The organism is Reyranella sp. (assembly GCF_965279465.1).
Classification (GTDB): Bacteria; Pseudomonadota; Alphaproteobacteria; order Reyranellales; family Reyranellaceae; genus Reyranella.
The window spans coordinates 2,068,303-2,081,882 of the sequence record NZ_OZ257242.1 but is presented as its reverse complement, the minus strand read 5'-3'; the positions used below and the strand labels follow the sequence as shown (position 1 = coordinate 2,081,882).

Below are 13,580 nucleotides of genomic sequence, written 5' to 3'. Positions count from 1 at the left end.
GCCGTTGAGGCACGGATGAGGCCGCGCGCGGCGTCGGCGCAGCCCCTCGCCGAGTTCAACCCGGACAACCTTGCTATTTCCAGGTCTGGAGACGGAGCAGCCTTGCTCCCATGCCATGCCAGAAGCTCACGAAATTGATGAGCTGCATCAGCAATAACGCCCCCAGAACCTGGCGAAGACTTCGGTTCCGCACCACTCGGAACCGTCGTGTAAGGACGATTCGTCCAATGGTTGCCAAGCTTAGGCCGCCTGCAGCAACAACATCCGCGACGCCTACATCGAGCAGAATGAGACGCGCTACCATGACCGTAGCGATGATATATCCGAGCAAGTTCAATAGGCTTACCGCCGCCATTGCAATTGCCGCGCGCCGATTCGCATTGCCCCTCGCGGATGCTCCAACAGCATACCATGCCGCTTGGAAATTACCCCAGATCCAGCGCCCACGTTGCTTCACAAGGCTCCAGAACGTCCCCGGGCAATCCGTCAGCGCCACGATGTCCGACCGGACTCGAACGCTCCATCCGGAAATTTGGAGGCATAGCGTCGCGTCGGTGTCTTCCGCCTCCGTGCGTGCCGAGAAGCCGCCGATGTCGCGAAGCGCTGCGGTCCGCCAGATCGACGCCGCGCCAGGAACGGTCAGCACGACACCAAACCCGGCGAGCGCTTCACGCTCCAGGTTCAGCACGTATTCGTACTCCCTCGCCTGCACCGACGCGAGAAAGCCAGCCTCCACAGCGACGATTCGACATGCGACCGCCGCTTCGCGCTTTGCCAGACATACGCCGTCACGCCAGTTCGCGGGCAAGCTCGTATCGGCGTCGAGCAGCAACACGAAAGGAGCGGCGGTCGATTCAACGCCTGTGCGGACCGCGGCCGCTTTTCCCCGGTTGAGCGAATGGCGCAGCAGCCGCGCGCCCGTTCCAAGACACAGCTCGATCAGCTCCCCGCTGCTGCCGTCCCGCGATCCGTCGTCGACGACGCAGGCTCGGGTGCCTGTCCGCCGCACGGCAGCCAGATTGGCGCCAATCGTCGGGAGATGGCGGCGCTCATTGAACGCGGGGATGACAACTTCTGCCAACACGGCATGCGTCGTGCTCGCAGGCACTTGCAGCGAGTCAAATCGCCGGATGCCGACGAACAGAAGCGCCCAATAGGCAAAGAGTACGGCCAACCAATAACCGAGTAGCAAATCGAAGAATGCGTCACTCAACTTGGGCGCAGCGCAGCCAGCCGCCATTTTCGCAACGACATGCCACGACCCGGCAGTTTCGAATCGTACGTCCAGCAATCGTTCGTCAGATATTCAGTTCGGAACGATTGAAAGACTTCGCTTGGCGTCGCATCGAGTTCCTCCTTCGCGGTCACCGCGAAGAAGCCTCGCCTGCCCAGCTTGGCGACATCGCAGACTGGCGCGGGCCAGACATCGACAGGCATCGGCAGCCCACCTGCGTCCACTCGCCCGAGCGTGTATCCGAGAGAAGGGCACTCCTCGTTGGACGATTTCTTGCAGGGCGTCTTGACGTCCCATATGGCAACGAGGAAGTGCGTATGCTTGGCGGGCGTGAACTTGAAGGCGATTGAGCTCGAGGCAGTCGTCTTGATCTCCTGAGCAGGCAGATGCAGCTGGCGAGCCCGTTCACCATCGTAGTCACTGTACTCGGCATCGCCCGTTGCCGAGCCGCTGGCGAGCGTGAAAAGCGTCAGCCCGACAAACAGGGGGCCCGGTGGGTACGCGAAGCGGTCCGAATCGGGTTTGCCGCTCTGGCAATCCAGCTTGACCACGATTTGGCCGGCCGAAACGGCCGGCGGTTCCATGCGGCAGCTCTGTTGCGCCTGAAGATCGAATCCGAAGGCGAACGACGCCATCGCTGCCAACGCGCAGCGCAGGGGAGTCCAGTTCATCGCGCGACCTCGCCTGTTTGTTTCAGCATCCTCATGGCAAGCTCCTCTTCGAAGACGTAGCGAGCGGCCAACAATGTCTTGGCGGTTGCGTTCAGGTTGGGGAAATATCGGTCGATCAGCTTGCGCTCGGTGTAGATGGCACCAATCAGCCGCCCGTCCGTCGCGGCCGACATGTCGATCCCGTCAAACGCCCGGATCACGACATTGCTGCCTGGTCCGTGTTGCACGGCGGCGGACCATATTACCGCGACGAAGGCCTCCGACCTGCGCTCCGGCTCGAAGGTCACGCCTTTCCCCCTGAAATGCGACCTGAGGCGCTCCACAAAGGGATCGAACTTGGTGGTCTCGACGAATGCATCCTGCGCAGCCATGAACTCGGCATCGCGCGACAAGGACTTCCATTCGTACCTGAAGTCATCTCCGCCTTCCGCGGCCGCCTTGGCTCCTCCGGCCTGTTCGAGCCGACTGGCGAGGGTCGGGAATGTCCGCGCCAGTGCCTTCAGGAAGTCAGCCATATGGCCACCCGGCATCCGGTACGGGCCATAGTACAACGCGCCTTCGGCATCCCGCGACACCGCGTCGGCCTGGGCATTTTCGAAGCGGCGAGAAAGCTCGCGCCGGTCGAGCGACACGGCACCCTGCTGCGGTTGCGCGACGAACCGCGCGAGCCGGTCGGCTGCATCGATTGCGCCTTCGGCCGCCCAGACTTTGCGCTCCAGCGCGCCTATCGTGCCCTCGAGATCACGTTGCTGGCGTTTTGCGTCCTCCAGCTCGCGCTGTGCTTCTCGAACCTTGGAAGCCGCAGCTTCCTGATTCTCGCGTTCCTTGACCAGCTCCTCCCGGGCCGCGCTCAGCGCGGCCTGGTTCCTCGCAATCGCTTCCATCACCGACGTATTCACCTTGGAGAAGTTCCCCAAGCCGTCAAGCTGGGAGGTTCGCAACGCCTCCAGCTGGGAGAAGGTGGTTTGCTGGAGCTTGTTCAGCTCGGTCGCGCGGGCGGCGAACTCCTTCGTCGCTGCTGCTTGGCCGTCCTGATAGCTCTTGCTGACCTCGATGCTCGTATAGAGAGCCAGCGCCAGTACAACCACCCAAGGCAGCGCCCGTCCCAGCAAGCCGAACAGCTCGGCCAAGGCGTCGTACGGTGTCCGACCGACCACTGGCTGTGGCCGGGGTATCGGCGCTTGCGAATTGCCAGAATCACTCACATTTGCCCCCACCACTCTAGCGCGAGCCAGCAAATTTTCCGCCAGTGGCTACCGAATGTACTCCTATCGTGCGGGCGAGCAACGTGCGCACTTCGCGCTGACTAATGCTCACGTCAACACGCTATTGATCCAAGGCAGTAGCTTCTGCTTCGGTTCGGCACCGATCTTCGTAGCTTGACCACTCCGTCCTTTAGTATGAGCAGCGTCGGAATAGATCTCACGCCATATTTTGTGGCGAACTTCGGATCCTTATCGATGACTACTCGTCTCAATATCGAACTTTCCGTATTGAACATTGATTCACCCGCGTGCTGTTTCCTTCGTATTCTCAGATATGGTCGAATAGGACGCCTTTCCTTGCTGTGCATGGGCCGTCGGCGCACCGCCAAGTATTGCCAGCAGCGGCCGGCTCGACATCTCCATCGCATGGATGTGCAGGTGAAGGATCGCGAGATGCGGGCGCTGGCCCGCGGCGTCGGTCATCGCCATCGAGCGCTTGCACAGCGCTACGGCTTCCAGCGTGTCGGCGTTGCGGGCGGGCAGCCCCGTCCGGACGTCCCACAGGCGGCGCGGCGTTCGGGTGATTAGCGCCTCGACCAGCAGCGCCATGATGTCGTGATCGTCGGGAAAGGCGTGATGCACACGGCGCATCGCAGCGGCGTAGTCGTCGTCCCACCGGTCGAATTGCTCGGGTGCGACGCCGTTCGGCTCCTGGAAGCGACGCGCCAGCGCCTCGACCAGGTGGCGTTCGGCATCTTCCGTCCCGGCGCTCAGCGCGAGAGCGATCTGCAAGACTAAGGCGGTCCATGGTCAAGGATGTCATGCCCAAACCATATCGCGGAACGCGGCGTCTTCAGCATTGCCCGCCGTGTCGGGACAGACCTATCCTGACAGGATGATCCACAGCGAGAAACTCGGCGGCCACATGGCTGCGGCGGTCAGCGGACTCGATCTCAACCGGGCCGACACCAAGACGTACGCCGATCTGCTCGATGCGCTGCACGCGAATCTCGTGCTCTGCATCCGTGACCAGACGCTCGCGCCCGTGCCGTTCCGCGACGCCATGGCGCGTTTCGGCACGCCGGTGCTGCGCAAGCAGCTTGCGGCGACGCCGGACTGCGCCGAGGTCAACATCATCTCGAGTGAGGACCGCGACGAACTGGGTGACGGCAAGAAGTTGGTGAACGGTGCGTCGTGGCACACCGACGACAGCTTCATGCGCGAGCCCTGTTCGCTCACCATGCTCTACGGCGTGGTCGTGCCGTCACGCGGTGGCGATACGCAGTTCACCAACATGTACGCCGCCTACGACGCGCTGCCGGACGAAACGAAGGCCCGCATCGCCGACCTGCAGGTGATCCACAAATACCAGTCGAGCCGGCAGACCAACCGCGTCTCCAAGCGCCCTGCCTCGGAGATGGCCGCCATGCCGGAGGCCACGCATCCGCTGGTCCGCACCCATCCCGAGACCGGCCGCAAGGCGCTCTATCTCAACGCCAACCGCATGGAGCAGGTCGTCGGCCTGGAGCGCGCCGAGAGCGACGCGCTGCTCGACGCTCTGATTGCCCATGCGATCGAGCCGCGCTTCCAGTACCGCCATGTCTGGCGCCAGGGCGACGTGGTGATCTGGGACAATCGCTGCACCATGCACAAGGCAAACGCCGATTATCCCGAGGGCGAACGCCGCCTGATGCACCGGGTGATCGTGGCAGGGACGGCGCCCGTCTGAACTCTCCTCCCCCCACTCTTCGGGGCTTTAGCTGGAAGCGCGGGTCTCCAGACCCGCTCGGACTCATGAGCGGGTCTGGAGACCCGCGCTCCCGGCAAGACCATGAGCACCGCTCACGTGCTGGCGCTTCCGTGTTCCAGCCGGTGACGCGCCGTGAAGTGTGGCGCGACCGACAAGAAACAACCCCTCATGCCTGCGGTCCAATGAGCCGCGTGCACGCGACCCTACGACAGGAGACGGCGGAAATGCGCGATCGTGCGCTGCCGTGCCTCGGTCGCGGCTGCCTCGTTGTACGGCGGGTAGCCCTGGCGATTGAAGCCGTGCTCGGTGCCTGGATAGATATGGATGCTCACCTTGCTTAGCCCGCCGAGGCGCGCCTGGATCGCTGCCACGGTCTGCGGGGGCACATGCGGATCGTTCTCGGCGAAATGCATGAGGAGCGGGCACCCGAGGCGGTCGGCCTCGCCGAGATACTGATCGATCTGCACGCCGTAGTAGGTGACCGCCGCTTCGATCGGCAGCCGCGTGCCGGCCAGCCAGGCGAGCAGGCCCCCCAGGCAGAAGCCCATCACCCCGACCTTGCCGTTGCAGTCCGGCCGCGCCCGCAGCATGGCGATGGCGTCGCCCAGGTCGCGCGTGAACTGGTCATTGTCCAGCTTGGCGCGGAGCGCATACGCCTTCGCACGACCTTCGTCGGTATAAGGCAAGTAGCTTCCCGCTTCCTGCCGCCAAAACACGTCGGGCGCGAGGGCCACGAAGCCGTCCGCCGCATAGCCGTCGGTCACCGAGCGGATGTGTGCATTGCTGTTGAAGATCTCCGGCAGCACGATCAGGCCAGGAGCCGGTTTTCCTGCCGGCAACGCCAGATATCCTGCGAACGTCCCGCCATCGGCGGCCGTGATCCTGATTTCCTCACCCACTGTTCTCTCCCGTCTTGCCCTAAGGCAGGGTTTTCTTGCCCGAGCCACATATCGTATGGCTTTCGCCTCCGGTGACAAGCTGTCGCCTTACAGGCCCGCTGAACTACACCTCAACCTCACGCTGAGCGCTTGTGAAAAATTCGACTTGGCGATTCTAAGATGATCTCGCCACCCACTTACCTCATCCTGAGAGCTTGTGAATTTATCGGCCGGCAGTGAGAAGACCAATCTGGCTACCCCTCCGCCTCATCCTGAGGAGCGCAGCGCAGCGGAGCGTCTCGAAGGATGGCGACGCGAAGGACGCACGGAAAGTGCTGCGATCTCGGCATTTTTTCGAGGTTGTACGCGTTGCCACCCTTCGAGACGCTCCGCTGCGCTGCGCTCCTCAGGGTGAGGCAAGTGGGAGCGAGATCATCTTTGAATCGCTAATTCGATTCTTTCACAAGCTCTCAGGGTGAGGTGGGTGGGTAGCCATTCAGCCGAAACATTCACAAGCGCTCCGGACAACAAAGTCGAGCGTGGGCGACCGGTACGCTGTCTTGCCCAGCGAGGATGCGCTCCTGTTAAATGAGCGGATCCAACGAGACTTCCGAACAAGGGATAGCGCATGACCGGCATTGCCCCAGTCGACTCCGTCGACGTCCAGATCATCGTCGACAATGTCACCGATTCGCTCTCGTCCGTTCCCTCCTTCGTCGAGACCGAGCTGGGCGGCCTCGCACGACGGCGCGGTGGGGCATGGGTGCTGGGCGGTGCCTGCCTGTGTTGCGCCGCGCACGGCCTGTCCTGCCTGCTCACCTTGCGGCGCGGCGACAGCGTGCACACCGTCCTATTCGATTCCGGGCCGGAGGATCGCACCTTCGAGCAGAATGTGTCGCGGCTCGGCATCGATCTCGGCCCGGTCGAGGCCATGGTGCTCAGCCATGGCCACTGGGATCACGCCGGCGCCATGCTTCGCGCCCTGCAGCTCGTGCGCGATCGCAACGGCGGGCGCGAGGTGCCCTGCTACATGCATCCCGACATGTTCCGCAGCCGCTCGGCCAAGATGCCCGACGGTTCGTTCCGGCTGATGGAGGACGTGCCCTCGGAGGCGGCGCTCACCGCGCACGGCGGCCGCGTCATCGTCACGCGCGAGGCGCAGGCAATCGCGGGCAACACCGTCTACGTCAGCGGCGAGATACCCCGCCGCAGCGGCTTCGAGGTCGGCATGCCCGGCCAGCATCGTCGTACCCTGGACAACAAGGGCTGGGAGCTCGACGAGCTGCTGATCGACGAACGCTTCGTCGCCTTTCACGTGCGCGACAAGGGTCTGGTGGTGCTCACGGCCTGCAGTCACGCCGGGGTGGTCAACGTGCTGGCACACGCGCGCGACTGCTTTCCGGGTGTGAAGCTGCACGCCGTGCTGGGCGGCTTGCACCTGAGCGGCATCAATGAACGCATCATCCCGCAAACGGTGGCGGCGCTGGGCGACTTCGGCCTCGACGTCATCGCGGCCGGCCACTGCACCGGGTGGCGCGCCATGACGGCGCTGGCCAACGCCTTCGGCGACGGTAAACTCGTTCCCCTGGCGGTAGGCAAGCGGATGCGATTCTGATCGCGAAACGCCGTCGAATGGAGCGCCGGGAGCAACACGCCCAGAACGTGGCTCCGAACGAGAATACTGATGAGGGGGGGTGACATGCTGACCGACCGCTACGGCCTCGCCGTATCCACCACCGTCGCAACCGCGCGTGATGCCTACATCGAAGGCGTCGACCTTCTGCTGACCGTCTACCCCGGTGCCGCCTCGTCTTTCGATCGCGCCATCGCCGCCGATCCAGGGTTCGCCCTGGCCCATATCGGCAAGGCTCGTGCCCTGCAGCTCGCGGGCAACCTTGCGGCCATGCGGGAGTCCCTCGCCACGGCACTGTCCCTCAGTGACGGCGTTTCCGAGCGCGAGCTCAGCCACATCGATGTCTTTCGTCACCTGTTTTCCGGCCAGGCTGTTGCGGCGTTGGCCGCGATCCGCGTCCATGTCGGAACGTGGCCGCGCGATGCGCTGGTGCTGAGCCTCGCCGCCAATCAGGGCGGGTTGATCGGGATGTCCGGCCTGCCCGGCCGGGAACAGGGCCTCGTCGACTTTCTCGACCCGCTCGCCCCGCACTACGGTGAGGACTGGTGGTTCGAGGCCCATTACGGCATGGCGCTATCGGAAATCGGCCAGCATGACGCGGCGCGCCCCAAGATAGAGCGTTCCCTGGCCCAGGTCCGGCGCAACGCCTACGGCGCCCACGCCTTCGCCCATCTCTGCTATGAAACCGGCGAGCGGGACAGCGGCATCGCCTTCATGCGCGACTGGCTGCCGCTTTACGATCGCGGTGGCGGGCTGTTCGGTCACCTGAACTGGCACCTCGGCTTGTTCGAGTTGCATGCCGGCAATCTGGAAGCGGGGCTTCGCCTCTACAACGACGCCTTTTGCGCGGACGATCATCGTGGCGCGGTGCATCAGAAGCTCTCGGATTCCTCTTCATTTCTGTGGCGATCGGAGCTGGCGGGTCATCCCCGCGATCCCGCACGCTGGGCGAAGCTCGTTGAGTATGCGCGCGAGAAGATTCCCCGCCCGGGCTTTTCCCTTGCCGATTGGCATGTTGCGCTCGCCTATGCCGCCGCGGGCGATGAGGCCGCATTGGAGGGCTGGGTCCGGGCCATCGAGGAGCTGATCAGTGGTGGCCGCTATCCCTCCGGCTCGACCATCCCCGTGGTGGCGCGTGCCTTCGCGGCTTTCCAGCGCGGCGATCATGCCGCGGCAATCGACCTGATCGTGCCCATGCTGCCCGAACGGGAACGCATGGGCGGCAGCCGGGCGCAGGTGGACTTGGTGGAAGCGACGCTGCTGCGGGCCTATCTGAACGCGGGACGTGTGGCGGAGGCCCAACGTCTGCTCGCGGACCGGCGCCCTGGCCCGGCGAGCCTTCCGGTCACGGGGCTCGAGACCTAAGAGACGGTAGGTTGCCACTCGCCTTGCACAACGATCGCTTCATCTTCGCCGGGCCATGGAGGCATCGTGACGCCGATGGCAGCAAGAGGCTCGAAGCCGAAAGATCTGAACTGGAAGCGCGTACCAATTGGCACTGTCAGGCAGATCCCCGGGTAGACATCGACAATGTGGGATGCACCCTGCTGTTGCCGCCACATTTGCCCGCGACCGGACAGGAAGTACCAGATCTCCTCAACGGTGCGGTGGACGACGGCTTTCGATGTTTGACCGGGTCCGAGCTCGAAGTGGGCCATGCTACCGCGCCCAAGTTGCAACAGAAGCCTTACGTCCGATCCATCCGGAGCAACCGCATCCGGCTGCACGGGCAAGCGCTTGTCGGCAAAGTTCGTCACCGCTTCGGTCCGCCACCCGGCCAGACAGGGCTTTTTGCCAAATCAGGCCATCCGGCCGGTGCGCCCGAGGCGGCGATCGCGTCGGCGATGGAAGCAGAGGAATCCCACTTCGCTGCAACGAAGCGCATGCCCGTGATCGCCCCTCCAGCATCGGATACGAGATGCAGCATTGGGGGAGCCATCTTTTCCGGGCGGATCAACTGGCTGCGTTCCATGGTCCCGTCGTCCGGCACCATCGGTGTGTCGGTAGGCCCACCGGGCACCACGACATTGACGGTGATGCCAGAGCCCCTCAACTCTCCTGCCAGGCTCGTGCTCCAGGCTTCCAGGCCGGACTTGGCCGGACCGTAGGGCGAGAAGCCGGGATTGAGCATGGTGAAGTAGCTGGTGGTGACGTTGATGATCCGCCCGAATCGCCGGGCGCGCATGCCGGGCACGGCAGCGCGGGCCATGTAAAACGGACCGGACAGGTTGACCGCCATGAAGCGGGCCCAGAGTTCCGGCGAAATGTCCTCGATCTGCACGACGCGGCGCATATGGTCTTCGCGTACCGTGGACATCCCCACGGCGGCATTGTTGACCAGGACATCGAGCCGGCCGAAACGAGCGATCGTACGGTTGACGCTATCGCTGCAGGAACCAGGGTCCGACACGTCGGTGGGCAACGCGATGGTCCGGTCGGCGCCGAGTTCGTCCCCAAGACGCAGCACGCCCTCCTCGGAAGTGTCGCATAGCGCCACCCGCATGCCAGCCTCGACAAAGGCGCGAGAGAGAGTCCGGCCGATGCCGCCGGCAGCGCCGGTAACGAGCGCGATGCGACCGTCGAGGTCAGGCGAGGACATATGGCTTACCTGTCAAATCGTGGTGCGCGGACGCGCGTGGCATCAAACGCCCAAAGGGGCATCCTGACCGACAACCTGCTTGTACAGCGCCCGAACCTCGTCCGAGACGCGGTGCGTGTCTTCCTTCAGGTTGCGCGGCGTGATCGCGATGAAGGCGATCTCCCAGTTGTCCGGTTTGGGCACGCCGACTTTCGGCACGAAGGCGTGCGGCGCGCCGGGCGCGTTGTGGAAGTGGCCGCCGTCGACCACCGGCGTCAGCAACGGCCTGCCATTCTCGTCGATGGAAAAGCCTTCCGCCTCGCCCGTGACATACATCGGGAACTGATCGGTGCGGCTGGCGATGTGCGTGTGAAGCTCGACTTTCGGCAGGAACACCGCCGCGACGCCGCGGCCGTGCCGGTTCTGGCCCAGACGCCACGGGCCGGGACCGGTCAAATCCGGCGCAGCGGACAGGTGATATTCCATGCGGGCCAGAATGGCGCGCAGGGCTTCCTTGGGGTCGAATTCGGGACCGGCCGCAGCGCGAGCTTTGCTCAGGTCCGCGAAAACGGACTTCATCCATTGCAGCTCGTCATCGGCCAGTTCGTGGTCGAGAACCGGGAGAGTCGCGCCATCGGGCATGGAGGCACCTCTGCATTATTCTACCCTTCTTCTTATCCGGGATTTCCCAAATAGTCAGCGGTTTCTGCCCGGATTTGACGCAACGCCTATGCTGCCCCCGCGTTCGCCCCTCTCTGCTGCGAAACCGGCGAGCGAAACCGCGGCATCGCTTTCATGCGCGACTATCCGCAAGGCAAAGGGCTTGGCGCCGTCTTTTCCTCCCGTCTCACGGGGAGGCGGTTGAGCGTCAATCCTTCAGTACAACCGTGTGTTCGGGCGAGAAGGACACCGTCACCGGTGTGCCCTCGTCGAGCAGGTTGACCGGCGGGCGGCGCACGATCAGGCGGCCGGCGGCGCATTCGACGATGTATTGCACGAAGTCGCCGTGGAACATGCGCTGGCGTACGGTGCCGGGGAGCTGGTTGTCGCCCGGCTGCGGCACGAGGTCGATATAGGCGGTGCGCACCGCCACCTCGGTCCCCGACTCGGCGCCGCCGGCGGCGACACGCAGGATCGTGCCGCCCTCGGTCTGGAACGTGTCGGGACCGGCGCGGCGGCCCTTGAGGAGATTGGCCGAGCCCACGAAGTCGGCGACGAAGCGGCTCTTCGGGCGATTGTAGATATCCTCCGGCGTGCCGATCTGCTCGATCACCCCGACATTCATAACGATCACCCGGTCGGAGATGGCGAGCGCCTCCTCCTGGTCGTGCGTGACATAGACCGAGGTGATGTCGAGCCGCCGCTGCAGCTCGCGCAATTCCACGCGCATCTCGGCACGCAGCTTGGCGTCGAGGTTGGACAGCGGCTCATCGAACAGCACGACGGTCGGCGAGAAGGCGATAGCGCGGGCGAGCGCGACCCGCTGCTGCTGGCCTCCCGAGAGCTTGGAGGCGCCGCGGTCGGCGAGATGGCGCATCTGGACGAGGTCGAGCGCGCGCTCGACATTGGCCCTGATGTCCGCCGCGTTCTGCTTCCGCACCCGCAGGCCGTAGGCCACGTTGTCGAACACCGTCATGTGCGGCCACACGGCATAGGACTGGAACACCATCGACACGCCGCGCTGCTCGGTCGGCATGTTCTTGCGCTCGGCGGCGCTGTAGATGGTCTGGCCGTCGATGCTGATGCTGCCGCCAGAGGGCTGCTCGAGGCCGGCGATGGCGCGCAAGGTCGTGGTCTTGCCGCAGCCCGAGGGACCGAGCAGGGTCAGATGCTCGCCGCGACCCACCGTGAAGCTGACGCCGTTCACCGCCACGGCGTCGCCGTAGCGCACGACCAGGTCACTGACATCGATACGCACCGTGCTCACGCGAGCTCCTTGGTCATGCCGCGCGCAACGCGGAACAGGATCACCAGCGCCACGATCACGGTGAAGGTCTGGATCAGCGCCATCGCCGCCGTCAGCTCGGTGCCGCTGGTGGCGAAGGCATTGACGATCGACGGCGCGATGACCTTGGCGTTGGGACCCATCAGGAAGGCCGAGGCGCCAAGCTCGCGCACGCAGGCCATGAAGATCAGCAGCCACGCCGCCAGGATGCCGGGCTTGAGCAGCGGCAGGGTAACGGTGCGCATCTGGTAGCCCCACGAGGCGCCGCACACGCGGGCGCATTCCTCGAGGCTCTTGTCGATCTGCAGCACCACGCCCGCCAGGGTGCGGACGCCGAGCGGCAGCATCACGGTGAAATAGGCGAGTGCCAGCAGCCACAACGTGCCGTAGATGCCGACCGGGATATTGAGCCAGGCCCACAGGAGGGCGAGGCCAAACACAAGGCGCGGCACCGCCTGCGGGAACATCACGAGATACTCGATGCCCCCCCGGCCCTTGAGCTGCGACCGATAGATGATCCAGACGAGGATAGCCATGATCGGGACGCCGACGCTGGCGACGCCGAAGCCCAGCATCAGGCTGTTGCCCAGCGCCGTGCGCACCGGACCGAGCGACAGCGCTGTTTGATAGTTGGCGAGGGTCCACTGCGCCTGGCTCAGGATCACGGTGGCGAAGCGCTGCAGCGAGGTCATGAGCAGCGCCGCGATCGGGAAGACCACCGCCAGCGCGACGTACAGGGCGCAGACGCTGAACAACACCCAGGCAAGCCGTCCCATGTCCATCGGCCGCGGCCGGAACGCCTTGCCGGAGATGGTGGCGAAGCTGCCGCGGGCGATGACGCGGCGGTAGAATGTCAGCATGCCGAACATGACGACGAACAGCGAAAGCCCCATGGCCGAGGCGCGGCCATAGTCGGGCGGATAGGCGAGCGTGGAATCCCAGATTGCCGTCGTGATGACGTAGATGCGGCCGGGAATGCCGAGCACCAGCGCGGCGGCGAACGAGCCCAGCATCTCGGCAAAGACGAACAGCATGGCGCCCAGCACGCCCGGCATGACCAGGGGCAGGGTCACCGTCAGCATGGTGCGGAGCTTGGAGGCGCCCATGACCCGGGCCGATTCCTCGAGCGCGGGATCCATCGACTTCATCGACGCCGAGATCATGACGAAGGCGACCGTGCCCTCGAACAACGCCATCACCCAGGCGATGCCGAAATGGGTATAGATATCGGCAATGTCGCCAGTGCCGCCGACCGCCTTCCACAGCTGATTGATGAAGCCGCTCTTCGGTCCGGCGATCACCGCCCAGGCGAGCGCGCCGACGAGCGGCGTCATGTAATAGGGCAGCTCCATCAGACGCTCGAGCTTCTCGCGGCCCGGCACGTTGGTGCGCGTCAGGATCCAGGCCAGGATGAAGCCGATCAGGATGGCCATCACGGTGGCCATCACCGCGATGATCACCGTGTTCCAGACGGTCTTGATGTCCTCCTGGAAGATCGCGACGTAGTTGGCGATGCCGAACTCGACCGGCGGAAACGCCATGGGGTCGCCGACGTTCAGCGACTCCTCGACCAGGAAGACCAGCGGCAGCAGGACCAGGAAGCCGACGATCGCGAGGACCGCGAGCGTCGTCAGGGCCTGCCCGTTGATGCGTGGGCGCAGGATGCCCGTCAGCGAGTCAGCCAAT

The 13,580-nt window shown here is 64.5% G+C and carries 13 protein-coding genes; 3 read left to right on the top strand and 10 right to left on the bottom strand.

All coding sequences use genetic code 11. The features are described 5' to 3' along the window. Positions 1-73: 73 nt before the first annotated feature. The 4 genes from ACQY8M_RS10180 to ACQY8M_RS10165 all read right to left on the bottom strand — a co-directional run bounded on the left by ACQY8M_RS10180 (position 74) and on the right by ACQY8M_RS10165 (position 3,902). Positions 74-1,213 (bottom strand): glycosyltransferase, encoded by a 1,140-nt coding sequence (locus ACQY8M_RS10180; protein ID WP_428671480.1) that lies wholly within the window; start codon positions 1,211-1,213, stop codon positions 74-76. Further along, positions 1,210-1,905: a hypothetical protein gene (locus ACQY8M_RS10175; protein ID WP_428671478.1), complete on the bottom strand. Its 696-nt coding sequence runs from the start codon at positions 1,903-1,905 to the stop codon at positions 1,210-1,212. Before ACQY8M_RS10175 ends, ACQY8M_RS10180 begins: the two co-directional genes overlap by 4 nt. Continuing rightward, entirely contained in the window at positions 1,902-3,035 is a 1,134-nt protein-coding gene (locus ACQY8M_RS10170; protein ID WP_428671476.1) for a hypothetical protein, read from the bottom strand. Before ACQY8M_RS10170 ends, ACQY8M_RS10175 begins: the two co-directional genes overlap by 4 nt. A gap of 375 nt (positions 3,036-3,410) precedes the next feature. After that, positions 3,411-3,902, bottom strand: coding sequence for a hypothetical protein (locus ACQY8M_RS10165; protein WP_428671474.1), 492 nt, complete (start codon positions 3,900-3,902; stop codon positions 3,411-3,413). A gap of 76 nt (positions 3,903-3,978) precedes the next feature. Between ACQY8M_RS10165 and ACQY8M_RS10160 the strand changes: the two genes are divergently transcribed. Next, positions 3,979-4,839 carry a TauD/TfdA dioxygenase family protein gene (locus ACQY8M_RS10160; protein WP_428671472.1) on the top strand — a complete coding sequence of 287 codons (861 nt, stop codon included), beginning with the start codon at positions 3,979-3,981 and terminating at the stop codon, positions 4,837-4,839. Between the two features lie 224 nt (positions 4,840-5,063). On the opposite strand, the gene ACQY8M_RS10155 is transcribed toward ACQY8M_RS10160, so the two are convergent. Continuing rightward, positions 5,064-5,759, bottom strand: coding sequence for a dienelactone hydrolase family protein (locus tag ACQY8M_RS10155; RefSeq protein WP_428671470.1), 696 nt, complete (start codon positions 5,757-5,759; stop codon positions 5,064-5,066). 607 nt (positions 5,760-6,366) lie between these two features. Here ACQY8M_RS10155 and ACQY8M_RS10150 point away from each other — a divergent pair. Both ACQY8M_RS10150 and ACQY8M_RS10145 read left to right on the top strand, forming a co-directional pair. Continuing rightward, positions 6,367-7,353, top strand: coding sequence for an MBL fold metallo-hydrolase (locus ACQY8M_RS10150; protein WP_428671468.1), 987 nt, complete (start codon positions 6,367-6,369; stop codon positions 7,351-7,353). A gap of 84 nt (positions 7,354-7,437) precedes the next feature. Next, a complete protein-coding gene (locus tag ACQY8M_RS10145) occupies positions 7,438-8,736 on the top strand; it encodes a tetratricopeptide repeat protein (RefSeq protein WP_428671466.1) in 1,299 nt (432 codons plus the stop codon). On the opposite strand, the gene ACQY8M_RS10140 is transcribed toward ACQY8M_RS10145, so the two are convergent. The 5 genes from ACQY8M_RS10140 to ACQY8M_RS10120 all read right to left on the bottom strand — a co-directional run bounded on the left by ACQY8M_RS10140 (position 8,733) and on the right by ACQY8M_RS10120 (position 13,579). Continuing rightward, the gene (locus tag ACQY8M_RS10140) at positions 8,733-9,128 is read right to left on the bottom strand and encodes a cupin domain-containing protein (RefSeq protein WP_428671464.1); all 396 of its coding nucleotides are present in this window, start codon (positions 9,126-9,128) and stop codon (positions 8,733-8,735) included. The two genes, ACQY8M_RS10145 and ACQY8M_RS10140, sit on opposite strands and share 4 nt — an antisense overlap. Beyond that, positions 9,125-9,970 carry an SDR family NAD(P)-dependent oxidoreductase gene (locus ACQY8M_RS10135; RefSeq protein WP_428671462.1) on the bottom strand — a complete coding sequence of 282 codons (846 nt, stop codon included), beginning with the start codon at positions 9,968-9,970 and terminating at the stop codon, positions 9,125-9,127. Before ACQY8M_RS10135 ends, ACQY8M_RS10140 begins: the two co-directional genes overlap by 4 nt. A 42-nt stretch (positions 9,971-10,012) precedes the next feature. Then, positions 10,013-10,591, bottom strand: coding sequence for a hypothetical protein (locus ACQY8M_RS10130; protein WP_428671460.1), 579 nt, complete (start codon positions 10,589-10,591; stop codon positions 10,013-10,015). A gap of 226 nt (positions 10,592-10,817) precedes the next feature. After that, entirely contained in the window at positions 10,818-11,876 is a 1,059-nt protein-coding gene (locus ACQY8M_RS10125; protein ID WP_428671458.1) for an ABC transporter ATP-binding protein, read from the bottom strand. Further along, positions 11,873-13,579 (bottom strand): ABC transporter permease, encoded by a 1,707-nt coding sequence (locus ACQY8M_RS10120; RefSeq protein ID WP_428671456.1) that lies wholly within the window; start codon positions 13,577-13,579, stop codon positions 11,873-11,875. Before ACQY8M_RS10120 ends, ACQY8M_RS10125 begins: the two co-directional genes overlap by 4 nt. Position 13,580 lies beyond the last annotated feature (1 nt).

What these genes read in the sequence shown, in the direction of transcription:
- ACQY8M_RS10130 (WP_428671460.1), bottom strand. Translation starts at nt 10,591, where the DNA reads ATGCCCGATGGCGCGACTCTCCCGGTTCTCGACCACGAACTGGCCGAT.
- ACQY8M_RS10150 (WP_428671468.1), top strand. Translation starts at nt 6,367, where the DNA reads ATGACCGGCATTGCCCCAGTCGACTCCGTCGACGTCCAGATCATCGTC.
- ACQY8M_RS10175 (WP_428671478.1), bottom strand. Translation starts at nt 1,905, where the DNA reads ATGAACTGGACTCCCCTGCGCTGCGCGTTGGCAGCGATGGCGTCGTTC.
- ACQY8M_RS10145 (WP_428671466.1), top strand. Translation starts at nt 7,438, where the DNA reads ATGCTGACCGACCGCTACGGCCTCGCCGTATCCACCACCGTCGCAACC.
- ACQY8M_RS10135 (WP_428671462.1), bottom strand. Translation starts at nt 9,970, where the DNA reads ATGTCCTCGCCTGACCTCGACGGTCGCATCGCGCTCGTTACCGGCGCT.